Here is a 23,519-nt window from a genome sequence, read left to right as displayed (position 1 = left end):
CGCTGCCGTGAGCTTCGCTGCCGTACTCGTCTACGCCGTGACCGCCCTGGTCGCGGTGATCGTCGCGCTCACCTATCTGAAGCCACATCTCCTGCAGCCGCAGGAGGCGGGGCTGCCGCCCAAGATCCACCTGTACGCCGGTGCAGCCGGCCTCCTGGTCTGGGTCCTCTTCCTCGCCTCGCCGTCGTCGTTCTTCCTCGGCGGCGACATCCCGGGCGTGATCGGGCTCTTCGGGATCTGGCTCGCCGCGATCGCCGGCCTCTACCTGCTCGCCCGCCGGCTCAAGGAGCAGCGCGCCGCAGCCTCCGGCCACGACGACTACGGCTATGACGACGGCTACGACGACTACGCCGAGGAGTACGCCGAGGACGGCTACGCCTACGACGAGACCGGCTATGCAGAGCCGGGTTACGACGACTACGCCGAGCCTGACGGCCGGGCAGGCTACGCGGACCCGCGCCGACCGGTTCAGCAGCCTGTTCCTCAGCCCGTGGCCCAGCAGGGACGTCCGGCCGAACGCCGGCCCGAGCCCCGGCGAGCCGCATCGGGTGTGGACGAGACCGCCGTGATGGCGCCGATCGAGCGTGACCCCTCGCCTGCGCCGCGGCCTGCGCCGGCCCCCGCACCGGCTCCGGCTCCTGCGCCAGCGCCGGCTCCTGCTCCCGCTCCTGCTCGGGACGGGCAGATCGGTCGCCGCGTGGCCGGGCGGCAGGCACCGCCCCCGCCCGCACCTCAGCCTGCACCGCAGCCCCAGCCCTCCCCGCAGCGGCCTCCGCGGCGGGCAGCCGCACCCCAGCCACCGGCGCCCCAGCAGCCCGTACGTCACCAGCCCGTGCCCCAGCCGCCGGCCCCGGAGGCTCCCGCCCGGCCGCGACAGGACCGCCCTGTTCCCGCGCGACCCGCACAGGAGCGGCGAGCCCCTGAGCAGCCGATGCGCGAGCGTCCGGCACCCCAGCGTCCCGCCCCGCAGCGCCCCGACCCTCAGCGTCCGGCTCCTCAGCGACCGGCGCCCGAGCAGCCCCAGCCGAGTCAGGGCGAGCCGGGCCGGAGCGGCCAGGACCCGTGGGGTCGCCGTCAGGAGCCGCCGCAGCGCCGCTCGCGCGGCTACGACGATCGCTACGACGACCGCCGCAACGACAGCCACGACGAGTTCGCCGACCGCCGCTACCGGCGCGACAGCAGCTACTCCGACTACCCGGGTCAACAGCAGCCGAGCCCGCCGAGCCCGCCGCGCGCGCCGCGCCCCGCACCCCGGCCCGCGCCCCAACCGGCACCCCAGCCCGCACCCCAGCCCGCACCCGCGCCTGCGCCGCCGCCCGTGCCGAGCCGGCAGTCCGGCCGCCCGCCGGGGCAGCAGCCCGAGACGTACGACCCCTACTCCTTCGAGTCCTACGGTCCGCGCGACCGCGACCGGGGCCGCGACCGGACCGAGCCCCCTGCCCCGACCCCGCCCGCGCCCGAGGCGCAGCCGCGTCGACGTCAGCGCGACCAGGGCTACGACGAGCCCGCCTACGCGGGCTACGAGCAGGGCTACGACCAGGCGTACGCGCAGGGCTACGACTACGACGCGGCCTACGACCGTGGCTATGACGAGCGCTACGACGAGCGCTACGACGACGCCTACGATCGGTCGGTCGGAGGCGACCGTCGGGACCGGGACGGAGCGTTCCACGAGTCCTCCGGAGCGGCCATCGTGGTGCACCTCACGCTGGTGATCCTCGCGATCTGGCTGACCTGGGCCTACGGAACCTCGGTCATCTGACAGGTTCGAACGCAGGTCAACCCGCCGAAACTCCCACCTTGCCGTCAGGTCTGCTGACCTGATGAGGGATAATGGACGTGCAATGCGCGCTCCGAGGCCATCCGGCAGGTGAGCGCCGACACGCGAGACACGGAAGAAGGTGCCGCATGGCGGCGATGAAGCCGCGGACAGGAGACGGTCCGCTGGAGGTCACCAAGGAAGGTCGGGGCATCGTGATGCGCGTCCCGCTCGAAGGTGGTGGCCGGTTGGTCGTCGAACTGAACGCCGAAGAGGCCGCCGCGCTCGGCGAAGAGATCAAAGGTCTTGGGCTGAACGCGTAGATGACCACAACGCTGCCGTCACCGGCTCTGCCGTCGCAGGTCGGGCCACCCACCTTCATGCTCAATCCGCTCGGCCCGGAGAGCCTCGATGCCGAGATCATCGCGCTCCCGGTCATCCCGGGCGAGGACGAGTTGGTCATCGGTCCTGGGGCCGCCGACCTCGGCGACCAGCACGACCTCCTGGGTCATCTCGAGTTCGAAGGTGCCACCGGCAGCGCCGGTGAGGTGACGACGTACGCCGTCACCGGCTCCGGCACCCTGCGGCAGATCCTCCTGATCGGTGTCGGCGCGCAACGTCGCGACGACTTCCGGCGGGCGGGGGCCGCGCTGGCTCGCGCCGTGCGGGATCGGTCCGAGGTGGTCACGACCATTCCGGCGGCCGACCCGGAGGTCGGGCTGGAGCCGTTCGTGGCCGGTGCGACGCTGGGGTCCTTCCTCTTCCACTGGCGCTCCGAGGGTGCGCCGTGGAAACCGGTGGAGACGATCACTCTGGCCGACCTCGGCGACGACCAGGCGGCAGCGTTGGACCGGGCCCAGGCGATCGCGCGCGCCAGCTGGCGCGCGCGGTTCTTCTCCTCGGTCCCGAGCAACTTGAAGAACCCGCCCTGGCTCGCAGAGCAGGCGACGACACTGGCAGCCGAGACCGGCCTGAAGGTCACCGTCTGGGACGAGGACCAGCTCGCGGCGGAAGGTTTCGGAGGAATCGTCGCGGTCGGCCAGGGCTCGGCGACCCCGCCGAGGCTGATCCGGCTCGACTACACGCCCCGCAAGGCTGGGCGGCTGAACTCGTTGAAGACGGCGCCGACGGTGGTACTGGTCGGCAAGGGCATCACCTTCGACACCGGCGGGCTCAACATCAAGCCCGGCGAGGGCATGCTCAACATGAAGCGCGACATGACCGGCGGCGCGGTGGTGCTCGCGGTGATGTCGGCGCTGGCCGAGATCGGCTGCCCGGTCAAGGTGGTCGGCCTCATCGCCGCCGCCGAGAACGCCATCTCCGGCTCGGCGCTGCGCCCCGGCGACGTGGTCGCCCACTACGGCGGCCGCACCTCCGAGGTCACCAACACCGACGCGGAGGGCCGCCTCGTGCTGGCCGACGCGATGGCGTACGCCGTGGACAAGCTCAAGCCGGCCGCCCTGGTCGATATCGCGACCCTCACCGGTGCGATGCGGGTGGCGCTCGGGCAGACGATGGCCGGCTACTTCGCCGACGACGACGCGCTGGCCACGCTGCTGGCCGAGGCGTCCGAGGTCTCCGGCGAGACGCTGTGGCGGATGCCGTTGGTCGCCGACTACGAGGACAAGCTCTCCTCGAAGGTCGCCGACGCCGACAACGCCCCAGGCGGGCCCGGTGCCATCACCGCCGCGCTCTTCCTGCACCACTTCACCGGTGGCATCCCGTGGGCCCACATCGACGTCGCCTGCGGTGACGCGTACGCCGACGTCCACGAGCTCACTCCCGGCCCCACCGGCTTCGGTGCCCGGGTCCTCCTGAGCTGGCTGGCAAGCGCCGACCCGCTCTCCGGCGTCGGTTCCTGACGAGACGTCACCCGCGTCGGCCGAGAGGTCACGTACGTCGGCCGAGATGGCACTCAGGTGCCGCCTCGGCCGACGGGGGTGACGTCTGGGCTAGATCTTTCGGGCGAGCAGTAGGCCGTCGCCGACTGGGAGCAGCAGCGGGATGAGGCCGTCGTTGTCGGCGACCTGCTGGTTGAGCTCGCGGATGGTGGCGGTCTCCTCGTCGCGTACGGACGGGTCGGCCACCCGGTCGTGCCACAACGCGTTGTCGAAGGCGACGACGCCGCCGGGACGGAGCAGGCGCAGCGCTTCCTTGAGGTAGGCCGAGTATTCGGTCTTGTCGCCGTCGACGAACACCAGGTCGTAGTGGTCGTCCGTGAGCCGGGGGAGCACGTCGAGGGCGGCGCCGGCGATGCACCTCGCCTGCCGCTGGCCGAAGCCGGCCTCGGTGAAGCTCTGGCGGGCCAGCCGCTGGTGCTCGGTCTCGATGTCGACGGTGGTCAGGACCCCCTCGGGGCGCATGCCGCGCAGCAGCCACAGCCCGGAGACACCCGTGCCGGTGCCGACCTCGACGACGTTCTTGGCGTCGAGGACGGAGGCGAGGAAGCGCAGCGCCGCACCGCCGCCGGGCCCGATGGGTGCGACTCCGACCTCCTCGGCCCGGGATCGGGCGGCTGCGAGGAGGTCGTCCTCCGCGACGAACTCGTCGGCGTAGGTCCAACTTGCGGTCGAGACAGGGCTGGTCACACCGCAAAACCTAACCTGTTTCGCGTAACGGTGCGGGAACGCCTGATCCAACTCGTGCGTTGGAAGAGCACAGGAAGAGGAAAAATAGGAGCCTCACAGGCAACTCTCAGCCCTTCCGGTCCCAGGGGATCTACCGTAGGAGATGTCAGCGATCAGCGAGACAGACGACAGGAGCACCATGACCGCGGAACCCACGCAGGCCCCGACCGTAGAGCCGGGTGTTCCGACGTGGGACGAGATCGTGGAGAAGCACTCCGACCGGGTCTACCGGCTCGCTTACCGTCTCACCGGCAACCGCCACGACGCGGAGGACCTCACCCAAGAGGTCTTCGTGCGCGTCTTCCGCTCTCTCGACACCTACAGCCCCGGCACCTTCGAGGGCTGGCTGCACCGGATCACCACCAACCTCTTCCTCGACCAGGCCCGTCGTAAGCAGCGGATCCGCTTCGATGCCCTCTCCGACGAGCGCGCCTCGCGTTTGACGAGCAGCGGCCCGACGCCGGACGTGGCCTACACCGACCAGCGCTTCGATGACGACATCGAGCGTGCGCTGGCCACGCTGCCGCCCGACTTCCGGGCCGCGGTCGTGCTCTGTGACGTGGAGGGGCTCTCCTATGAGGAGATCTCCGAGATCCTCGGTGCCAAGCTCGGCACCGTCCGCTCGCGTATCCACCGCGGCCGGGCGATGCTCCGTGACGCCCTCGCCCACCGCGCCCCGCGCGGCGGACGACTGCGTCACTCCGGGCCCAAGGTGTTGTGGGGCGGGGCTTCATGAGTCTTCTGGGCAACCACCTCGGCGCGCGCATCAGCGCCCTTCTCGACGGACAGCTCCCCGCAGCAGAGGAGGAGCGCGCCTGGGCGCACGTGCACGAGTGCTGCGCCTGCCGCCGCGCCGTGGAGCGCGAGGGCTGGCTCAAGCGACGCCTGGCCGGCCTCAGCGTCGACCCCGGCGTCACCGCACCGGCCGACCTGAAGGGCTCGCTCCGCGGCGGTGTTCTGGCCGCTTCGATGTGGCCCGCCGACGACCTCGACGAGACCTACTCCGACCCCCGGTCGATGCGGCGTACGTTGGTGATGGTCGCCGCCGGTGGCGGTGCTGTCGGTGCCGCCGTCTTCGGCATGTTCACCTTCGCCGCCGCGCCGGCTGACGCGCCGGTCCCCAGGAATCTCCCGGTCACCGCGGTCACCCAGCTCCCGGGCACTCCGGGCGCTCCCGTCGTCGCCCACGTACGCCGCTGAGCGTCGGCCCGGCGACGCGACACGAGACCCGGGCTGCCCATTGTTGGGGCGAGTGGGAAGAATGGGTGTCGTGACGCAGGAACCACAAGACGACCAGTCGCGGCCGATCTCCCGTTGGGCACCACCGTCTGACGTGCCCCCGGCCGGGCAGTCGTCCCCTGACGACCTTGTCGACGACGAGCGGGACACGGCCGAGGTGCCGTTGCCGGGCATGCCGAGACCCGCCGTCGAGCCGGTTACGGCCGCCGACACCGCTCCGCTGCCGCCCATGGTGCCGCCACCGCCGGGCGCTTCCCTGCCCGGGTTCGACGGCCCGCCTGCGCCACCACCGTCCTCACCCCGGACCGACTCCTCGCAGCGCCGCCGTATCCCCGGCCCGATCTGGGCGCTCGCTGCCGCCGTCGCGTTCCTGCTCGGCGTGCTGGGTGGCTACGCGGGCGGCGTACTCGAGGACCAGGACGACATGTCCAGCCTGGCCGGCGGTGGGCTCGACCCGGGCTCGATCGAGACCGACGCGCCCTTGGAGGGCGACGACGCCAGCATCGTGAAGGTGGCCGCGACGCTGCTGCCCTCGACGGTCCAGATCTTCGCCGAGTACCAGGGCGTGGAGGACGCCGCGACCGGCTCCGGCTTCGTCTTCGACCGCAACGGCCACGTGGTGACCAACAACCACGTGGTCGCCGACGCCGCCAAGGCCAAGGGCAGCATCGAGGTGGTCGACCACAAGGGCCGCCGCTACAAGGCCGACGTGGTCGGGCGCAGCGCGGTCTACGACCTCGCGGTCCTCGACGTTCCCGAGGTCAAGGAGCTCGAGCCGGCCTCGCTCGGCAGCACGTCACGGCTGAGGATCGGTGAGGGCGTCGTCGCGATCGGGTCGCCGCTGGGCCTCAGCTCCACGGTGACCTCGGGCATCGTCAGTGCGCTCCAGCGCCCCGTGAGCACCGGGCAGACCGAGGACGACACCTCCTACATCAACGCTGTCCAGACCGACGCGGCGATCAACCCCGGCAACTCCGGCGGTCCGCTGGTCAACCTCGTCGGCCAGGTGATCGGGGTCAACTCGGCCATCGCGACCGCCGGCGGGGGAGAGGGTGGAGAAGGCGGCAGCATCGGCGTCGGCTTCGCGATCCCGATCGACCAGGTCAAGGTGACCGCCGCGCAGATCCTGAAGACCGGTAAGGCGACCTACCCGATCGTGGGCGCCTCCGTCGACGTGCAGGCCGCCGACCACAACGGAGCGCTGATCTCGGTGGTCGACGCCGGCTCGCCGGCCGCCGCCGGTGGGCTCAAGGACGGCGACCGGGTCACCAAGGTGGGAGACGTCACCGTCACCGACGGGATCGGCATGATCGTCGCGATCCGTGCTCACCAGCCCGGGGAGACGGTCGAGTTCACGGTGATGCGCAACGGCGCCCGCCACGAGCTCAAGATCAAGCTCGAGGCGCAGACCGAGAACCTCGCCTAGACGTCGACGCCACGCTCCGCCGCGACCAGCTCCCGCACAGCCGGGGCGATCTCGGCGCCGAGGCGCTCGGTGATGGCAGGGTCGTCGCCCCCGATGAGGTACGCGGAGAAGCCGTGCTCCAGGGTGAGTCCGGCGAGATCCTCGACCCACTGGTCCGCCGGTCCGTCGAGCAGCCCGCGGCTGGCCGGCTGGAGCGAGACGTTCATGATGTTGAGAAGGCGGCGTACGTCGCCGGGCGAGCGGCCCGCTGAGACGGCCGCCTCGTCGATGCGGTCGTTGAGGGCGGGAACCGCGGCCGGACCACCCTCGATGTACTCCACCGTGGGCAGCCACCCATCGGCGTGCGCCCCGGTCAGCGCCAGCATCCTGGGCTTGTAGGAGCCGACCCAGATCGGGATGTCGTGGGCGGGGGCGGGGCCGCGCTTGACGCCGTCGGCGACGTAGTGGTCGCCGCGGAAGTGGACGCCGCCGGGGCTCTCGGTGTCCCACACGTCCCGGATGATGCCGATCGCCTCGCGCAGCGCGTCGACCCCCGCGCCGGCGCCGAGCCGCCGACCGCCCATCGCGGCGATTCCGTCCCAGAAGGCTCCGGCGCCGAGTCCGAGCTCGATGCGGCCTCCGGCCAGCCGGTCCAGGGATGCGACCGCACGGGCGAGCGTCGCGGGCGGGCGCAGCGGCAGGGAGAGGACGTTGCCGGCCAGGTGGATGCGCTCGGTGCGCGCAGCGGCGTACGAGATCAGGGTCCAGGCGTCGAGGAGCGCCGGCTGATAGGGATGGTCCTGGAAGGTGACCAGGTCCAGTCCCGCGCGGTCGGCGGTGACGGCGAGGTCGACGACGCGTTGCGGCGTCCGTGCGCTGGGGGTGACGAAGGTGCCGAAGAGTAGGTCGTGTCCGTAGTCGCTCATGCGTCCTCCGCCGGGTCGTTGTCCGAGTTGTTCGAGTTGTTCGAGTTGAAGTGTGGTGCGATGTTGAAGTTGTCGCGGAACAGGTTCTGCGGGTCATAGCGTCGTTTGATCTCCCGCAGCCGACCCAGTGCCCGGGTCCCGAAGGCGTCGGCCAGCCGGTCCGGATCGGTGTCGGTCTCGAAGCTGAGATAGAGGCCGTCCAGATGGTTGCGTAACCCGTCCCAGGCTGCGTCGAGTGCACGCCGGTTCCCGCCGAGCGCGGTCACCTGGAAGGCGGCGTCGCGGTGCGAGAACGCGGTCGCGCCGCGGTGCACGTCGGCGATCGCGCCGCCCATGGTGCGCAGCTGGAAGAACTGCACACCTCCCGTACGCAGCATCGCGGCTGCGTCGCGCGCGAACTCCGGGGTGAGCGCGCCGATCAGGCCCGAGTGCGAGTGTGGCTCGCCGTGGCCGTGGTGCCCGTCGCTACCGACGTCCGGCGCCTGGTTCATGACGTCGGTGTAGCGGGCCAGCACCACCTGCTGCTGGACGAGACTGCCGAGGCCGGCGAACGGGTTGAGCCGCTCGACGATGGTCTCGGGATCGGAGGAGTCGACCAGCCCGTAGAGCTGGATCACCGAACCTCCCGGCCGCGGTGGGCCGGTCACCAGGAACACCGTGGTGTCGCGAGGTGCGGAGGTGGCGAGATCGCCGAAGCGGAGCAGCGCCTCCTCGAGGTCGGGAACGACCAGCATCAGCTGGGCCGAACCGACCTCGGCGACCTCGTGGGCCTCGAGCTCGAAGGCGGTGACCACGCCGAAGTTGGCCCCGGCACCGCGTACGCCCCAGAACAGGTCGGGGTTCTCGGTTGCGGTGGCGCGGACCATCGACCCGTCGGCGAGCACCATCTCGACCGCGATCAGATGGTCGATGGTCAGTCCGTGCTCGCGCGAGAGGAACCCGATGCCGCCCGCGGTCGCCAGACCGCCGACACCGACACCGCCGTAGTCGCCGGAGCCGATCGCCCAGCCATACGCGTCGAGGGCGGCGGCCACCTGCTTCCAGGTGGCGCCGGGGCCGATGCGGACCCGGCGCCGCGCCGGGTCGATCACCTCGATCCGGTTCATGGCGCTCAGGTCGATCACGATCCCGCCGTCGTTCGTCGAGCGCCCGCTCACCCCGTGCCCGCCGCTGCGGATCCCGAGGGGCAGGTGGGTGTGGCGGCGGGCGAAGCCGAGCGCGTCGGACACCTCCGCCGGCGTACGTGGCCGCAGCACCAGGCCGGGGCTCCCGCCGCGCAGATAGGTCGAGCGTACGCCGCGATAGCCCGGGTCGCCCGGCTCCACCGCGCCTGCCGCCAGGGTCGCCGGGATCTCGTCGTAGGCGATCCCCGGGCGTCGCAGCGCGCGCACCGCCGCGGGACGCCGGGGCCTGCCCGAAGCCGGGCCGCCGAGCTCGGCGAGCAGCCCCGCGACCCGGTCGACCTCGGCCTCGGTCGTGGCCGGGACGACCACTGCGCGGCCGCCGGGGCCGCTCGGCTCGTCGGTCGAGATCAGCGATGTCAGCGAGTCCGGGGCCGCCCCCGCGGGGGCGACGACCCAGGCGGAAGTGTCGGTGAGCAAGCGGGCGCCGGCGACCTCGTCGAGGCTCTGCCTCGCCTTCTCGGCTACCTGTGGGAACCACCCGTCAGCGGCCGAGGGGTCCGCCACGCCCGCCGCCTCGATGTCGACTCCGACCTGGATCGCCTTGGTGCTGCCGAGCAGCCAGGTGGCAACGGTCCAGGGGTCGTCGGCACCGGGGTCGAGCACGACCAGGTCCAGACCACCCTCCTCGGCCCGGCGGGCCAGGGCGAGCAGTCGGTCCGGGGCGAGGCCGGCAGCGAGGGCGACGCCCACTTCGATCGTCATGCACATCCTCCAATACGCGGTGAAGAAGATCGTATGTGAAACAGACGATTGGTTCAACAGCAGGAATTGCTAGGATGTTCCGGTGACCACGAACGCAGACGAGCAGACCGATGCCGACCTCGGATGGAGCCTCGGCACCCTGCTGCGCGGCTACCGGGAGCACGTCAACGCCGCGATCGGTGAGTTCCCGCACGGGCAGCGCGGCTACGAGACGATGTGCGCGGTCGTCCGGGGCGACCAGCCCAGCCAGCTCGCCCTGGCGACCCATCTGGGCATCGACCGCACGGTGATGACCTACCTCGTCGACGACCTGGTCGAGGCCGGACTGGTCGAGCGGCGCGCCAACCCCGCCGACCGTCGCCAGCGCCAGGTGGTCGCGACCGAGGCCGGCGCGGAGGCTGTCGCCGCGCTGTGCCGGCAGGTGGCCGCCGCCGAGGTGGGCGTGCTCTCCGGTCTGGAGCCCGAGGAGCGTGGCCAGTTGCGCCAGCTGCTCCGGAAGGCGGCCGGCGCGGCCCCCGCGCACAGCCCGGAGGCCTGTGCGGTGGTCACCGGAGAGGACCCCAAGGCGTGAAAAGACGCGAAGAGCTGCTCGGCAGCATGCCTGGCAGCTCTTCGCGTTGTTGTGGGGAAGGTTTAGTTGTGGGGGTTGAGGTTGCTTTGACTCAAGAAGCGTCCGGCGTGGCAGCGGGCGCGGGGGCCTCGGCCTCGACGAACGGGTGGTCGGCCACAAAGGCCTTGGTCTGCGAGTACATGTCATCGATGAACTTCTCGAGGACGCTGGACTCAACGCGCCACTGGCCGCGCCCGCCGATCTTGATGGCGGGGAGCTCACCACGGCGGACAAGGGCATAGACCTGTGCGCTCGAGGTGTTGAGCACCTCGGCGACGTCGGCAAGAGTCAGGAAGCGGGGGGTACCAGACATAAGGATCAGTCTCCCAGACTCTGCAAGCGGCCGTAAACCATCGCGCCAACCTGTTAGTCCGCATTAGGTACTGTTGCGCTGCTTTGTGGATGCGTGGTGGGTGAACCGTGAAGCAGAGACGCGCTATGCAGCGAACAGCAGATACAACCCACCAACAGTGAAGCCGACCATCGTGAGCAGAAGCGGGATCTGCCCGGTCACCAGGTGCTGCGGCGGAAGCACCTGGAGCGCCCGGATGTGGGCCGACCAGACTCCCAGCACGTGTCCGGTGATCACCGCGGCCACCTTGATGACGGCCAGCAGCGTGGCGTGGAAGGCGAAGAAGTAGGAGACCGGCAGGTCCGCGGTTCCGAACCAGTCGCTTCCGTTTCCGAACGGATCCGAGGCGTTGCGCAGCGTTGCCAGCCCGCTCTCCCAGAAGTAGCTGAGGTAGTGAGCAACGACGTAGCCGACGATGATCGGCACCAGCGAAGGCGCCAGCTCGCCGGGCAGCGCCCGGCGCGGCACGTCACCGACGCCGGTCAGCATCGTCCCGGTGCAGTAGAAACCGGCCACGAGCAGCGGGAACGCGATGAGGGCGACGTTGCTGATCAGGTAGGCAGTGCTGCCCGAGATCTCCGGGTTCTGCACGAACTGGAGCCACGCCGGCGACTCCCGGTAGGAGTCGTAGACGATGGTGCCGAAGAGCACCGAGACGACCGCGACCAGCCCCGGGGTCGGACGCAGGGTGTCCAGGTTGCCGAGCGGGGTCCGCAGGACCAGGTTGCCGGCCTGCGTGCGTCCCCACACCGACAGCCGCGCGGTCAGCGACGAGTAGACCTCGAACGGGTCGCAGCGCTCCAGGAACTCCTCGCCGAAGAGCACGCCGCCGAGGATCATCACGGCCAGGTAGACGGCCAGCCAGAGGCGTACGGGGCCGAGGTAGTTGTTCTCCGGGTAGACCAGCTCGAGCCAGGCGAAGGCGAGCAGCGTGAACGCCGCCGGCCAGTAGCCGAGACGCTCGGGCAGGCGCAGCGGCGGATCGCCGGCACCGCGCAGCCACGTCAGTCCGGCCACGATCGTCCGGGCCGGGCTGATCGCCCGGAAGACCCGTCCGAAGAGGAGGGAGAACGGGACGAGGCCGACCCACAGCCAGACGTACGTCATCCCGAAGATGGGGTTGTTGGCGTTGTCTGAGCCGGCGAAGGCGACCAGCACGAAGTAGGCGAAGATCAGCAGCCCGACGACGCGCCACAGCGCGATCCAGGCGGAGGAGTCGACGACACGCCCGAGACGGGGGACCGGCCAGCCGCGTGGGTTGCGGCTCTGCGGATTTTCTGGGCCAACCACCTGGCCTTCGGCGGCGCGCTTGGTGGTCAGCACCAGCAGCCCGAAGGAGACGAGGAGGGCGAGGACCGCGCCCGCGATGACGTACTCGAGCGGCAGTGGGAGGTCCTGGCGACCACCCACGCCGTGGGTGAGGATCACTTGACTTCGAGGGTGACGATGGTCTTGCCGAGGGTGTGAGACTCCACCTCGTACTGACCAGGGATCTCGAACGCGCCCAGGCTGATCCGCGTGGTGCCCACGCCGTAGGCGGCGGACTGCTCCGGGTCGGAGTGCACGTGGATCTCGCCGGCGGCGTCGGCGGTCACGTCGAGCTCTACTCCGTGGCCGACGGGGACGTCGATCTGGGTCCCGTGCGGGTCGACCGAGTCGCCGGAGAAGTTGATCTGGACGACCACCGGGTCGCTGTCTTTGCTGGGCTCGGTGGCGACGTCGTTTCCGCAGGCTGTCGCGACGCACGCGATCCCGCAGATTGCTGCCACGACCGCGATTATCCGGGCCGTGAGGCGCATTGCTCCCCCGTTTCGTGGGCTAAGTTCAAGCTGGCGTCTGCCACAATCGCACATGAACCAAAGAGGGGGCTGAGAGGGCATGAGCGAGCGCCAGCGAGCGAATCATCGGACCAACATGCCGCCGCGTCCGTACCATGGCGCCTGCGCTACGGAGGTGGCGGCATGAGTGATCGGTTGGGGGCACGGGACGTGGCCTTCCTGGACGGGGAGACGCTGTCCGTTCCGCACCAGGTGGCGAGTATCGAGCTGATCGAGCCGAAGGCCGAGGGCTTCGACTACGGCGCCTTCCTCGAGCACGTCGAGGACCGGCTGTCCTTCGTGCCCCGCTACCGGCAACGGGTCCGTGTCGTGCCCGGCCGCATCGCCTACCCCGTGTGGGCGGACGACGACCGTTTCGACCTCACCTACCACGTACGCCGCTCCGCGCTGCCCCGTCCGGGCTCGATGGATCAGCTCCTCGACCTCGCCGGACGGATCGTCTCCCGGCCCCTGGACCGCTCCCGGCCGCTGTGGGAGCTGTACGTCATCGAGGGGCTGGCCGGCGACCGGGTCGCGCTGATCACCAAGACCCACCAGGCGCTGGTGGACGGAGCCGAGACCGTCGACCTGGTCCAGCTGCTCCTCGACGACAAGCCCGAGGTCGGGCCGGTCGTGCCGGACCTGTGGGAGCCGCCCGAGCCGCAGTCGAGCGCGCGCCTGGTCGCGGGCGCGGTCTTCGAGGCGATCACCTCGGTCAGCGGCCTGACCGACACGGCGCGCAGCCTCGGCGGCTTCGCCCTGGGGCGGGTCACCGGTGTCGCCAAGGACGTCCAGAACGCGGGTACCGGCATCGCCCGGGCGCTCACCCGCCGGGCCCCGGAGCGGCCGACGCCGCTCAACGGGCCCCTCTCCCAGCAGCGTCTCGTGGTCACGCTGCAGGCCGATCTCGCCGACTTCCGCCGCATCCGGGACACCCACGGCGGCACCGTCAACGACGTCATCCTCGCCGCCGTCACCGGCGGCCTGCGCGACTGGCTGATGACCCGGCAGCAGTCCCTGGCCGGCGTACGCCAGGTGCCGGCGCTGGTGCCGGTCTCGGTGATCGACGAGGAGCTCGACCCGACCCAGCTCGGTTCCGCGGTGGCGCCCCACTTCGTGGTGCTCCCGGTGGCAGAGCCGTCGCCGGTGGTCCGCCTCCACCAGGTGTCCTACTCCTTCGAGCAGCACCAGGCCAACGCCCGCACGGTCAGTGCGCAGCGGCTGGCCGGGATCAGCGGCTTCGCCCCGGCGACCTTCCACATGGTCGGCTCCCGGGTGGCCGCCGAGAGCGAGCACGACTACCTGCTCTCGGTGTGCAACGTGCCCGGCCCGCAGGAGCCGCGCTATGCGGCTGGCTCCCGTCTGGTCGCCTCCTATCCCATCCACCCGCTGGCCAAGGGGCACACCCTCGCGATCGGGGTGACCTCCTACGACGGGCAGGTCTTCTTCGCGATCACCGCCGACCGTGACCTGGTGCCCGACGCGTCGCTTGTCGGACAGTGCATCAGCGAGGCCCTCGACGAGCTGCTCGACACCATCTCCGGACGCCGGTTCCGGGCGCCGCGGGGCCTGCGCGTGGTCAAGAACTCCGGCGAGTGAGGCAGAATCCGACCCGTGACCCGCATCTACGTACCCGCCACGCTCGAGCTCCTCGCTGACTGGTACGCCAAGGGCGAGCTGCCCGGCACCGCCGACGGCTACGCGGCCCCCGACGACAGCGAAGAGGCCGAGTACGCCGCCCTGATGAGCGCCGCCGACGACTCGGCGGCACTCCTGGCAGGCGCCGGGCGCAGGGTGGTGGTCGTCGTCGAGGCCCCGGCTGCCTTGGGTGATCAGGTGGTGCCGCTCAAGCTCGTCGCCGCTGTGCACGCCGACCTGGCCGACCGGCCTGCCGACGCCGACCCCGACGAGGACCTGGGCTGGTTCGCGACCCAGGAGATCCCGCAGCTCATCGGGTGATCGACGCCGGCAGCGCCGGCTCAGGCCGGGCTCACCTCTCGTTCCACCACGTCTCGGTGTCGACGCCCTGGTAGGGCGGGACAGTGACGGTGCGGGCGCCGGCCTTGCCGCCGATGATCACGGTGCGGTGGCTGACGTTGTTGGACCGGGTGGTCTCGTAGAGGTTGCCGTCCGGGTTGACGGTGACCTTGATCCGGTAGGTGCCGTTCTTGACCTTGGAGAGGTCGAAGGCCTGGGTCTGGGACTGGTCGTAGGTGTCGCCCCAGCCGGACGGCAGGCTCTCCCGCAGCCACAGCGCCGACTTCGAGCCGCACGCCGACTCCAGGCCGGTCTGCCCCGGCCGCAGCGTCGCACCGGGCACGGTCAGGTCCACCGGGTCGGTCGGCACCAGGCACCACGACTGCTTGCCGCTGGTCGAGACGACCTTGTCCTTGGCGTCGACCAGCTCGTACTTCGCGAAGTCGAGGAAGTGCCAGTGGTTGTGCTCCGGCGCCTCGTGGAACTCCATGGTGCCGGTGCGCTTCATCCCGACCTGCTTACCGTCGCGGTAGAACATCTGGTAGGCGTCCATCACCGGAGCGGTGCCGCGCCGGAAGCCCTCGACGATCATCGGAGCCGGTCCGGCGTTCCACTCGTTGGCGGCGAAGTTGAGGCGGTCGGTGCCCTCCTCGTCGACCGCGGTCGAGATCTGCCAGGCGGGGACGGAGACGAGGTCGGGCAGGCTGCTCTTCTTGGGCTTGCCGTGGGACGTACCTCCTGCGCCGCCGCCGAGCGGGAGTCGTCCACGACCGTCCTCGGCGCCTTCCAGCGACTCTCGCGGGACCACCGTGCGAGCGCCCTGGTCGTCATCGGCTCCGTGGGCTCCATGGGCTGAGCGAGCGCCCATCTCGCCCTCACCCTCGCAGCCGCCCTCGGGGCAACCGTCGACGATGACCAGGTTCTGCTTGGCGCTGCGGCTGGTCTTCGGCAGACCGAGGAAGTCGGCGACGGGCTTGCTGACGCTCATCGTCATGGTCAGCTTGGTCTCGCCCTTGGTCTCGAACTCGAGGTCGGAGACGGTCGGGACCGCCATGCCACGCTCGATCCCGTACAGGACGCCCTTGGTGAACCAGTTGCCGCCGCAGAACTCCGGGTAGACCGGTCCGGTGGCGCCGTCGGTCTGCACCCGCTGCCTGTCGTAGCCGCCGGGACACAGCGGTCGGCTCTCGTCGAGGATCACCTTGCCGGCCTTGTTCTTGAGCGTGACCCGAAGGCCGTCCTTGAAGCCCTTCATCCCGTCGACGATCGAGGCGGGCGCGGTCGTGGTGGTGCGCTTCTTGCCCCGGATGATGGTCTTGGTCAGCTTGACCGGCTTGTCGTAGGCCGTGTGGCTGGCGCGGAACTCGAAGGCCGCGTCATAGGCGGCCAGCCAGACCGACGGCTCCACGTACGCCACCCCGTCGTAGGACGCCACCTCGACGGTGTCGGCAGCGGCGACGAGCTTCAACGTTCCCTTGCCGGTGGTGCCGCTCGCGGCACCGTAGTTCGCCGTCACCGTCGTGGTGACGACGAGTGCAGCTGCGACCAGCCCGATGCCGGCCGAGACCAGCTGCCGGACGCGAGTGCGAGGTTTGACCATCGAGATCCCCTTATAACGGCCTTGGATCCTCCCGATCCGAGGCGCCGAGTGGCCGGCAATCTAGTGCCCGCCGCATATGGGGACGGTTGGTTTCCCGGTCTGGTTGCACCAGATCGGTGAGATCAGCGAGAAAGGTACGCCGCGCCGACCGCCTGCTCGAGGTCGAAGGCCTTGAGCATCAGCTCCTCGACGTACTCCTCGAGCTTGGCCCCGACCAGCGGCACGGGCACCTTGATGTTCAGCCGCACGCTCTCGGTGGTGCGTCCGTCGGACTCGGACAGCGAGATGTTGCCGCGCAAGGTGGCCAGGCCACCGGGGACGGTGATGTCGACGACGGCGACGGTGTCGGAGGACCAGACCTCGTTCTGATGGACGGTGAGGTCGCCGGAGACGATCCGCTTCGCGAAGGAGGGTACGCCGACGGTCGACTGCACCCGGTCGATCCGGACCTCCCGCGGCGCACCGCCGATGGTCACTCGGCGACGGAGCGCTCCCTGGGCGTCGGCGACCCGCTCGCGGAAGCCCGGATCAGCGAGCATCGCGGACACCTCGCCCATGCGGGCGTCGTAGACGAGCTCGTGCTGAAGGGTCGTCGTCATTGCCGAATCCTTTGGGGCTCTTCTGCGGGTTTGGACGGGGGATGAGGAGGCTCAGGCGGCGAGCCAGCGGGTGCCTACCTCATGCTCCTTCTCGAGCGCCTTCTTGAAGATCGAGAGGATGAGATCCTCCAGCTTTCCGCTGACCAGGGGCACATTCACCGTAGCGGTGAGGGTGACTGTCTCGATGGTCTTCGTGCCGTTCTCGGCCACCCGTGCGACGCCGGAGAGCGAGCCCGGCTTGCCCGGAAGGATGACCTTGAGGTCGCCGGAGGTGAAGTCGGCCGACCAGATCTCGTCCTGGTGCACCTCGATGGTGTCGCCCACGAACTTCTTCGCGAACCCGGGCACTCCGTTGACGGTCTGGGCGTAGCGGATGCTCACCGTCGACCCGGTGATCGCCACGCTCTTGGACAGCGCGTGCTGGGCGTCGCAGACCTGCTCGCGGAACGCCGCGTCGGCGAGCATCCCGGAGACGGCTGCGATCGGGGCGTCGTAGGCCAAGTCGATCGACAGCTTTTTGCTCATAACCACACATCATGACGCCTAGGCGGGCCAGAGTCATCAATGGAGCGGCCGAGAGAACGGACACATTCCGGGAGTATGCTCTTTACCCCCAGGCCGGCAGGAGGCCGTGAGCCTATGACTCACATCGGCGATTCCTTCGGATCCAGCCGCCTACTCAGAGCCCTCCCGGGATACCGTGACAGGTGTGTCAACGGAGACGCATATCAAACCTGTCCAAGCTCAGCAGAACGTCCTGCAGAACCGCCTGCCGAGCACCACCTACTTCCGCCACGTAGCCCCCGAGGAGCTCACCGGCCGCAGCGAGGCTGATCTCGCCGGCGCGGTGGGATCGCATCTGGCGCTGGCAGCGAACCGCCCGCAGGGCACCGCCGCCGTGCGCATCCTCACCCCGACCACCGCCGCAGACGGTTGGTCCGCCGGAGGCCGCAGCGTCGTCGAGATCGTCGTCGACGACATGCCCTACCTCGTGGACTCGGTCAAGACCGAGCTCTACCGTCGTGGCCTCGACGTACATCTAGTCGTCCACCCCGTCATCGACGTCGCCCGTGACGTGACCGGTGCGCTCGAGGGGGTGAACGAAGGCGACATCAGCGAGTCCTGGATGCACATCGAGATCGACCGTCTCGCCCCCGACGCCGCCAAGGAGATCGTCTCCGGCCTCGAGGGAGTCCTCGAGGACGTACGCGAGGTCGTCGAGGACGAGCCGAGGCTGCACCGCCGGCTGGCGGAGATCGCGGCCGGTCTGCGCTACACCCCGCCCAACAGCGTGCCGCGCGAGGAGGCCTCGGAGGCCGCCGAGCTGCTGGCCTGGCTGGCCGAGGACCACTTCCTGCTGACCGGCTACCGCGAGTACCGCCTCGACGGCGACTACCTGCGCGGTCGCTCCGGCACCGGCCTGGGCATCCTGCGCGCCGACCCGCCGCAGGCCCCCGACCACGGCAAGATGCCGGCCAAGGTCGCCGCCCACGCCCGCGACAAGGTCATGCTCGTCCTGGCCAAGGCCAACTCACGCTCGACCGTCGGGGAGCCCGCCTACCTCGACCACGTCGGCATCAAGATCTTCAACGGCGCCGGTGAGGTCATCGGCGAGCACCGCTTCCTCGGCCTCTTCACCACGAAGGCGGCCCGGCAGTCGGTGACCCGGATCCCGGTCGTACGCGGCAAGGTCGCCGCGGTCCTCGACCACACCGGCTACGACGCCCGCAGCCACACCGGCAAGGCGATGCTCGACGCGATGGAGTCCTACCCTCGCGAGGAGCTCTTCCACGCCTCCACCGAGGAGCTGATGGACCTCGCCGAGGCCGCGCTGGGAGCGATCGAGCGTCGCATCCTGCGGGTGGCCGTCCGGCCCGACACGTACGGCCGCTATGTCTCGGTCCTCGTCTCGCTGCCGCGTGACCGCTACAACACGACGGTCCGCGAGCGGTTCTCGAAGGTGCTTCTCGACGTGCTCGGCGGCACCGACCTGGAGTTCACCGTACGCATCAGCGAGTCGACCACCGCCCGGGTGCACTTCGTGGTCCACGGCACCACCGAGTCGCTGGGGGAGGCCCTGGACACCCCGGGGCTGGTCGACAGCCTCGAGTCGCGGCTGCGCAAGGCCGCGCGGAGCTGGCGCGACGACCTGGTCAGCGCGGTCATCGCCCATGCCGGCGAGGACGGCGCGGCCCGGCTCGCGCACGTGCTCGACGCGTTCCCGGAGGCCTACAAGGAGGACTTCGACGCCGACACCGGCGCCGCCGACCTGACCCGGCTCGAGATGCTCTCGCACCAGGGCGAGGCGGTCGACTTCTCCTTCTACAAGGACCCGGAGAGCCCCGGCGGTTTCCGGATCAAGATCTACCGCACCGGTGGCCCGCTCTCGCTGTCCCTGATGCTCCCGATCCTGTCCTCGTTCGGCTTCGAGGTCACCGACGAGCGGCCCTACGACCTCGAGGGCGTCGGCACGTCCGGGTCGGAGGAGTGGTTCATCTACGACTTCGGGCTCGCCTACTCGGGCACCCCGGTCGGCACCCCGACCCAGCTGGTCGCCGCGCTGCACCAGGCCTGGTCCGGTCGCAGCGAGGTCGACGGGCTGAACGCGCTCGTCCTGGCCGGTCTCGACCACGGTCAGGTGACGCTGCTGCGTGCCTACGGTCGCTACCTGCGCCAGGCCGGCACGCCCAACTCGTTCCAGACGATCGCGGGCGCGCTCTGCGCCAACCCGGGCATCGCCCGGCAGATCGTGGAGCTGTTCGAGACCCGTTTCGACCCCTCGCTCACCACGCGTGACGAGGCGAAGCGGGCCGAGGCGATCATCGAGGCCCTCGACGACGTCGCGAGCCTGGACCAGGACCGGATCCTGCGCAGCTACGTCACCACGATCCAGGCGACGACGCGGACCAACTACTACCGGAACCGGCGCTACCTGGCGCTCAAGTTCGACCCGCAGCAGGTGCCCGAACTGCCGCTGCCGCGGCCGGCGTACGAGATCTTCGTCTACTCGCCCGACGTCGAGGGCGTGCACCTGCGCTTCGACGCCGTTGCCCGTGGTGGGCTGCGGTGGAGCGACCGGCGCGACGACTTCCGCACCGAGGTGCTCGGGCTGGCGAAGGCGCAGCAGGTCAAGAACACCGTGATCGTGCCGGGTGGCGCGAAGGGTGGCTTCGTCCCCAAGGGCGTGGCCGGTCCGGACGCGTACGTCACGTTCCTGCGTGGCCTGCTCGACGTCACCGACAACCGGGTGGACGGTGAGATCGTGCCGCCGCCCGACGTGGTGCGCCACGACTCCGACGACACCTACCTCGTCGTCGCCGCAGACAAGGGCACCGCGACGTTCTCCGACCTGGCCAACTCGGTCGCGGCGGAGTACGACTTCTGGCTCGGCGACGCGTTCGCCTCCGGCGGCTCGGCGGGCTACGACCACAAGGCCATGGGCATCACCTCGCGTGGCGCCTGGGTCTCGGTGCAGCACCACTTCAAGCGGCTCGGCATCGACCCGCAGACCGACGAGATCACCGCGGTCGGCGTCGGGGACATGTCCGGTGACGTCTTCGGCAACGGCATGCTGCGCTCGGATCGCATCCGGCTCGTGGCCGCCTTCGATCACCGGCACATCTTCATCGACCCCACGCCCGACGCGGCAGTGGGTTTCCAGGAGCGGAAGCGGCTCTTCGAGATGCCTCGGTCGACCTGGGAGTCCTACGACACCTCACTGATCTCGGCGGGCGGCGGCGTGTGGTCGCGGCAGCTGAAGTGGGTGCCGATCAGCCCCGAGGTGCGGCAGGCGCTCGGTCTGGCGACCGACGTCAAGCGGCTCACCCCGCAGGAGCTGATCAGCGCGATCCTGCGCGCGCCGGTCGACCTGCTGTGGAACGGCGGGATCGGGACGTACGTCAAGGCGTCCAGCGAGACCGACGCCGACGCCGGTGACCACGCCAACGACGGGGTCCGCGTGGACGCCGCCCAGCTGCGGGTGCGGGTCGTCGGTGAGGGCGGAAACCTGGGCATCACCCAGGCCGGCCGCGTCGAGTTCGCCCGCAAGGGTGGGCTGATCAACACCGACGCGATCGACAACTCCGCCGGTGTCGACACCTCCGACCACGAGGTCAACCTCAAGATCCTGCTGGAACGTGAGGTACGCGCGGGCTCGCTGACGCTGGCCGCGCGTGACGAGCTCCTCGAGGAGATGACCGACGAGGTCGCCGCGCTGGTCCTGGCCGACAACGAGGCTCACAACGTGACCCTGACCCGTGCGGTGGCCGCGGCCCCGCAGCTCCTGGAGGCTCACGAGCGCCAGATCGCGGAGTGGGTCACGGCAGGCCTGCTCGACCGCGACGTGGAGGGCCTGCCCTCCGCGACCGAGGTCGCGCGCCGTCTGGAGGCGGGGGAGGGCCTCACCGCCCCCGAGCTCGCCGTCCTGCTCGCCTGGACCAAGATCGAGCGCCGGCGCGAGCTGGTCGCCGAGGGCGTCCCCGACCCGGCCGCGGATCCGGAGATGACGAAGCGCCTGGTGGCGTACTTCCCGACCGCGATCCGCGAGCGGTTCCCCGAGGCCATCGTTGATCACCCGCTGCGGTGGGAGATCTGGGCGACCTCGGTGGTCAACGAGGAGGTCAATCTCGCATTCGGGACGCTCGACGCGCTGTCACGGTGAGCACCGTGCCGGCGAGCAGGAGCGAGATGCCGAGCGCGGCGAACACCCACGACGGGCCGCCGGTCTCGGGGAGCGAGCTCTGAGGTGAGGTCTCCGTCGGCGGTCCCGGGTTCGGGGCCGTCGGCGGATTCTCATCTCCGCCGGGGATCGGCATGTCGGTCGGGTCCGGCGTGGGCGTCGGATCCGGGGTCGGCGTGGGATCCGGGGTCGGGTCCGGCGTCGGGGTCGGGTCCGGGGTGGGGCTCGGGGTGGGGACCTCGTCGATCCTGAAGTCCTGTCCGCCCCGGATCTCGCCGGCCGAGGTGATCGTGACCGTACGCGAGCCCTCACCCACGACCCGCATCCCATCGGGTGCGGTGACGGTGATGGTGTAGTCGCCCGGCGGGAGATCCTCGACGATGTAGCCGCCCGCGTCGTCGGTGGTGGCGGTGACCGGGCCGTCGGGCCCGTCGACGGTGACGGTGACGCCGGCGACCGGGTCTCCGGTGGAGGCGTCGGTGACCCGCCCGGCGATCGTGCCGGGGCGGGTGAGGTCGAAGTCGACCCCGGTCACGTCGGTCGTGGCCACGGTGACAGGTCGCGTGGTGGCGCCGGTGTAGCCCTCGGGTGCGTCGATCTCGGCGGTGTAGTCGCCGGGCGGAACTCCGTCCAGCCGGTAGTTGCCGTCACCGTCGGTGACGGTGGTGATCGGGTCGCCGCCGCCGGAGGGGACCAGGCGCACCTGGACGCCGCCGAGCCCGCTGCCGCCGCCGGTCACGGTGCCGGAGACGCTGGCCAGCTGGTTGACCACGAAGTCCTGGTCGGTGATCGGGCTGTCGTCGACGGTGATGTCGGAGCGGGTCGTACCGTCGGGGCCCGCGGTGTAGCCGTCGGGCACCGTCAGGGTCACCGAGTAGCCGGTGCCGACCGCGTTGTCGTCGAAGAGATAGCTGCCGTCGGTGCCGGTGGTCGTGGTCGCGGTGGTCCCGTCGGGCCGGGTGAGGGTCACGGTCGCGCCCGGGACCGGAGCGCCGGCGTCGTCGCGTACGGTGCCGCTGATCGCCTGCGGGATCACCTGCCGCACCTCGAAGTCGGCCCGGGAGGCGGGGGCGTCGTCCTCGCCGCGGTTGCTGGCGGTCGCCTCGGTCGCTCCGACGATCGCACATCCGTCGGGCTGGCTCAGCCGGACGGTGTAGCCGTCCTGGGTGGCGAAGTCGCCGAAGGAGTAGGTGCCGTCGGCGGCGGGGCTCGTGGTGGCCAGGGTCTCCCCGTAGGGCGAGACGAGGGTGAGCACCGAGCTCTCGACAGGGCACGACCCGGAGGTCGACACGTCGGAGACCATGCCGCCGATCGGCCGCGCCCGGCTCACGAACCAGGTCTGGTAGACCGGGAACCCGGCCCGGCGGGTGAAGACGAAGGTCAGGCTGGTGAGTCGGATGTCGGGCTCGTACCAGCCGCTGGCACCGTTGGTGTCGGTGGCGGTGGGGTTGCCTGTCAGCGTCGAGGTCGCCGGGTTCCAGGTCGGCTGGTCGGTGCCGCCGGCGTAGTTGAACGAACCCTGGAACCACGAGGAGATCTCCGCGGCCGGGACATCCTCGCCGTTCTCGTCGGTCGCCTGGACCTGGACCTCGTCGGAGTCGATGTCACCGAGCACGAACGCCCAGCCGGTGTCGGGCGTGGGGTTCTCGAAGGCGTACGTCGTGGTCGAGGCGCCGGTCGGGGTGTCGGCCTTCGGGCGCAGGTTGATGTAGGCCGAGCCGCGGCTCGATCCGTACTTCGCTCCAGGAGGCGTGCTCGCGTCGAGGAACGTGCTCGCGCCGCTGGGAAGGGCGACGTTGGCCCGGGAGTCGCTGGCCATCTGGGCCGCGGGGAAGCCCGCGGACCGCTGGGTCATCGTCGTGGAGTAGTCGTTGGACGTCCCGGAGACGGGCGCCCACTCGGCCCACGAGTCGGTCACGGCGTGAGCCGGGCCCGGGGACAGCACCGTGACGAACACGCCGGCCAGAAGCGCCAACGCCAGACAGGCCCGGTTGAACATGCGAGGGGATCCTTTGCTTCCGAGGAGCAAAACGTTGCGTTGGGG

The 23,519-nt window shown here is 70.4% G+C and carries 20 protein-coding genes; 10 read left to right on the top strand and 10 right to left on the bottom strand.

Annotation, left to right across the window (positions count from 1 at the left end; genetic code table 11):
• Positions 1 to 7 precede the first annotated feature (7 nt).
• From OH802_RS26425 to OH802_RS26415, 3 genes are all read left to right on the top strand, one after another.
• Positions 8 to 1,762, top strand: a complete 1,755-nt coding sequence (locus OH802_RS26425; RefSeq protein ID WP_406023352.1) for a hypothetical protein — start codon at positions 8 to 10, stop codon at positions 1,760 to 1,762.
• 146 nt (positions 1,763 to 1,908) lie between these two features.
• Entirely contained in the window at positions 1,909 to 2,082 is a 174-nt protein-coding gene (locus OH802_RS26420) for a DUF3117 domain-containing protein (protein ID WP_008358749.1), read from the top strand.
• A complete protein-coding gene (locus tag OH802_RS26415; protein ID WP_406023351.1) occupies positions 2,083 to 3,621 on the top strand; it encodes a leucyl aminopeptidase family protein in 1,539 nt (512 codons plus the stop codon).
• A gap of 90 nt (positions 3,622 to 3,711) precedes the next feature.
• On the opposite strand, the gene OH802_RS26410 is transcribed toward OH802_RS26415, so the two are convergent.
• Complete coding sequence (locus OH802_RS26410; protein WP_406023350.1) at positions 3,712 to 4,347, bottom strand: O-methyltransferase; 636 nt, start codon at positions 4,345 to 4,347, stop codon at positions 3,712 to 3,714.
• 178 nt (positions 4,348 to 4,525) lie between these two features.
• Here OH802_RS26410 and sigE point away from each other — a divergent pair, with 178 nt between their 5' ends.
• The 3 genes from sigE to OH802_RS26395 all read left to right on the top strand — a co-directional run bounded on the left by sigE (position 4,526) and on the right by OH802_RS26395 (position 7,051).
• Positions 4,526 to 5,122, top strand: coding sequence for an RNA polymerase sigma factor SigE (gene sigE / locus OH802_RS26405; RefSeq protein WP_222118728.1), 597 nt, complete (start codon positions 4,526 to 4,528; stop codon positions 5,120 to 5,122).
• Positions 5,119 to 5,586 (top strand): hypothetical protein, encoded by a 468-nt coding sequence (locus OH802_RS26400; protein ID WP_406023349.1) that lies wholly within the window; start codon positions 5,119 to 5,121, stop codon positions 5,584 to 5,586. Before sigE ends, OH802_RS26400 begins: the two co-directional genes overlap by 4 nt.
• 70 nt (positions 5,587 to 5,656) lie before the next feature.
• Positions 5,657 to 7,051, top strand: a complete 1,395-nt coding sequence (locus OH802_RS26395; RefSeq protein ID WP_406023348.1) for a S1C family serine protease — start codon at positions 5,657 to 5,659, stop codon at positions 7,049 to 7,051.
• Here OH802_RS26395 and OH802_RS26390 read toward each other — a convergent pair.
• Together OH802_RS26390 and OH802_RS26385 are read right to left on the bottom strand one after the other, a co-directional pair.
• Positions 7,048 to 7,956, bottom strand: coding sequence for an LLM class flavin-dependent oxidoreductase (locus tag OH802_RS26390; RefSeq protein WP_406023347.1), 909 nt, complete (start codon positions 7,954 to 7,956; stop codon positions 7,048 to 7,050). The two genes, OH802_RS26395 and OH802_RS26390, sit on opposite strands and share 4 nt — an antisense overlap.
• Positions 7,953 to 9,842: an FAD-binding protein gene (locus OH802_RS26385; protein ID WP_406023346.1), complete on the bottom strand. Its 1,890-nt coding sequence runs from the start codon at positions 9,840 to 9,842 to the stop codon at positions 7,953 to 7,955. The genes OH802_RS26390 and OH802_RS26385 overlap by 4 nt, the downstream gene beginning before the upstream one ends.
• 82 nt (positions 9,843 to 9,924) lie before the next feature.
• Here OH802_RS26385 and OH802_RS26380 point away from each other — a divergent pair, with 82 nt between their 5' ends.
• Positions 9,925 to 10,413, top strand: a complete 489-nt coding sequence (locus tag OH802_RS26380; RefSeq protein WP_406023345.1) for a MarR family winged helix-turn-helix transcriptional regulator — start codon at positions 9,925 to 9,927, stop codon at positions 10,411 to 10,413.
• A 91-nt stretch (positions 10,414 to 10,504) separates the two neighbouring features.
• On the opposite strand, the gene OH802_RS26375 is transcribed toward OH802_RS26380, so the two are convergent.
• From OH802_RS26375 to OH802_RS26365, 3 genes are all read right to left on the bottom strand, one after another.
• On the bottom strand, positions 10,505 to 10,765 hold the full coding sequence (locus OH802_RS26375) for a helix-turn-helix domain-containing protein (protein WP_091049065.1): 261 nt from the start codon (positions 10,763 to 10,765) through the stop codon (positions 10,505 to 10,507).
• A gap of 123 nt (positions 10,766 to 10,888) precedes the next feature.
• Entirely contained in the window at positions 10,889 to 12,232 is a 1,344-nt protein-coding gene (locus tag OH802_RS26370) for a hypothetical protein (RefSeq protein ID WP_406023344.1), read from the bottom strand.
• Positions 12,229 to 12,573 carry a hypothetical protein gene (locus tag OH802_RS26365; protein ID WP_378834193.1) on the bottom strand — a complete coding sequence of 115 codons (345 nt, stop codon included), beginning with the start codon at positions 12,571 to 12,573 and terminating at the stop codon, positions 12,229 to 12,231. The genes OH802_RS26370 and OH802_RS26365 overlap by 4 nt, the downstream gene beginning before the upstream one ends.
• Before the next feature lie 192 nt (positions 12,574 to 12,765).
• On the opposite strand from OH802_RS26365, the gene OH802_RS26360 reads away from it, so the two are divergent.
• Entirely contained in the window at positions 12,766 to 14,220 is a 1,455-nt protein-coding gene (locus OH802_RS26360; protein ID WP_406023343.1) for a wax ester/triacylglycerol synthase family O-acyltransferase, read from the top strand.
• 15 nt (positions 14,221 to 14,235) lie between these two features.
• Positions 14,236 to 14,580 carry a DUF6912 family protein gene (locus tag OH802_RS26355; protein ID WP_406023342.1) on the top strand — a complete coding sequence of 115 codons (345 nt, stop codon included), beginning with the start codon at positions 14,236 to 14,238 and terminating at the stop codon, positions 14,578 to 14,580.
• A gap of 31 nt (positions 14,581 to 14,611) precedes the next feature.
• Here OH802_RS26355 and OH802_RS26350 read toward each other — a convergent pair whose 3' ends face one another.
• From OH802_RS26350 to OH802_RS26340, 3 genes are all read right to left on the bottom strand, one after another.
• Positions 14,612 to 16,198 carry a lysyl oxidase family protein gene (locus OH802_RS26350; RefSeq protein WP_406023341.1) on the bottom strand — a complete coding sequence of 529 codons (1,587 nt, stop codon included), beginning with the start codon at positions 16,196 to 16,198 and terminating at the stop codon, positions 14,612 to 14,614.
• A gap of 122 nt (positions 16,199 to 16,320) precedes the next feature.
• Entirely contained in the window at positions 16,321 to 16,797 is a 477-nt protein-coding gene (locus OH802_RS26345) for a DUF2505 domain-containing protein (RefSeq protein WP_160024749.1), read from the bottom strand.
• A gap of 51 nt (positions 16,798 to 16,848) precedes the next feature.
• Positions 16,849 to 17,322 (bottom strand): DUF2505 domain-containing protein, encoded by a 474-nt coding sequence (locus tag OH802_RS26340; RefSeq protein WP_406023340.1) that lies wholly within the window; start codon positions 17,320 to 17,322, stop codon positions 16,849 to 16,851.
• A gap of 184 nt (positions 17,323 to 17,506) precedes the next feature.
• On the opposite strand from OH802_RS26340, the gene OH802_RS26335 reads away from it, so the two are divergent.
• Entirely contained in the window at positions 17,507 to 21,457 is a 3,951-nt protein-coding gene (locus OH802_RS26335) for an NAD-glutamate dehydrogenase (RefSeq protein WP_406023339.1), read from the top strand.
• Here the strand turns inward: OH802_RS26335 and OH802_RS26330 are convergent.
• Positions 21,417 to 23,474 carry a collagen binding domain-containing protein gene (locus tag OH802_RS26330; protein ID WP_406023338.1) on the bottom strand — a complete coding sequence of 686 codons (2,058 nt, stop codon included), beginning with the start codon at positions 23,472 to 23,474 and terminating at the stop codon, positions 21,417 to 21,419. The genes OH802_RS26335 and OH802_RS26330 overlap by 41 nt on opposite strands.
• Positions 23,475 to 23,519 lie beyond the last annotated feature (45 nt).

The sequence above is a fragment of the Nocardioides sp. NBC_00850 genome, assembly GCF_045207335.1.
Classification (GTDB): domain Bacteria; phylum Actinomycetota; class Actinomycetes; order Propionibacteriales; family Nocardioidaceae; genus Nocardioides.
The sequence above is the reverse complement of the archived record's forward strand: the minus strand, read 5'-3'. Positions and strand labels throughout refer to the sequence as shown.

Excerpts from the sequence above, each read along its gene's own strand:
- OH802_RS26420 (WP_008358749.1), top strand. The coding sequence starts at position 1,909 with ATGGCGGCGATGAAGCCGCGGACAGGAGACGGTCCGCTGGAGGTCACC.
- OH802_RS26345 (WP_160024749.1), bottom strand. The coding sequence starts at position 16,797 with ATGACGACGACCCTTCAGCACGAGCTCGTCTACGACGCCCGCATGGGC.
- OH802_RS26350 (WP_406023341.1), bottom strand. The coding sequence starts at position 16,198 with ATGGTCAAACCTCGCACTCGCGTCCGGCAGCTGGTCTCGGCCGGCATC.
- OH802_RS26360 (WP_406023343.1), top strand. The coding sequence starts at position 12,766 with ATGAGTGATCGGTTGGGGGCACGGGACGTGGCCTTCCTGGACGGGGAG.
- OH802_RS26390 (WP_406023347.1), bottom strand. The coding sequence starts at position 7,956 with ATGAGCGACTACGGACACGACCTACTCTTCGGCACCTTCGTCACCCCC.
- OH802_RS26400 (WP_406023349.1), top strand. The coding sequence starts at position 5,119 with ATGAGTCTTCTGGGCAACCACCTCGGCGCGCGCATCAGCGCCCTTCTC.
- OH802_RS26330 (WP_406023338.1), bottom strand. The coding sequence starts at position 23,474 with ATGTTCAACCGGGCCTGTCTGGCGTTGGCGCTTCTGGCCGGCGTGTTC.
- OH802_RS26375 (WP_091049065.1), bottom strand. The coding sequence starts at position 10,765 with ATGTCTGGTACCCCCCGCTTCCTGACTCTTGCCGACGTCGCCGAGGTG.
- OH802_RS26415 (WP_406023351.1), top strand. The coding sequence starts at position 2,083 with ATGACCACAACGCTGCCGTCACCGGCTCTGCCGTCGCAGGTCGGGCCA.
- OH802_RS26385 (WP_406023346.1), bottom strand. The coding sequence starts at position 9,842 with ATGACGATCGAAGTGGGCGTCGCCCTCGCTGCCGGCCTCGCCCCGGAC.
- OH802_RS26340 (WP_406023340.1), bottom strand. The coding sequence starts at position 17,322 with ATGAGCAAAAAGCTGTCGATCGACTTGGCCTACGACGCCCCGATCGCA.
- sigE (WP_222118728.1), top strand. The coding sequence starts at position 4,526 with ATGACCGCGGAACCCACGCAGGCCCCGACCGTAGAGCCGGGTGTTCCG.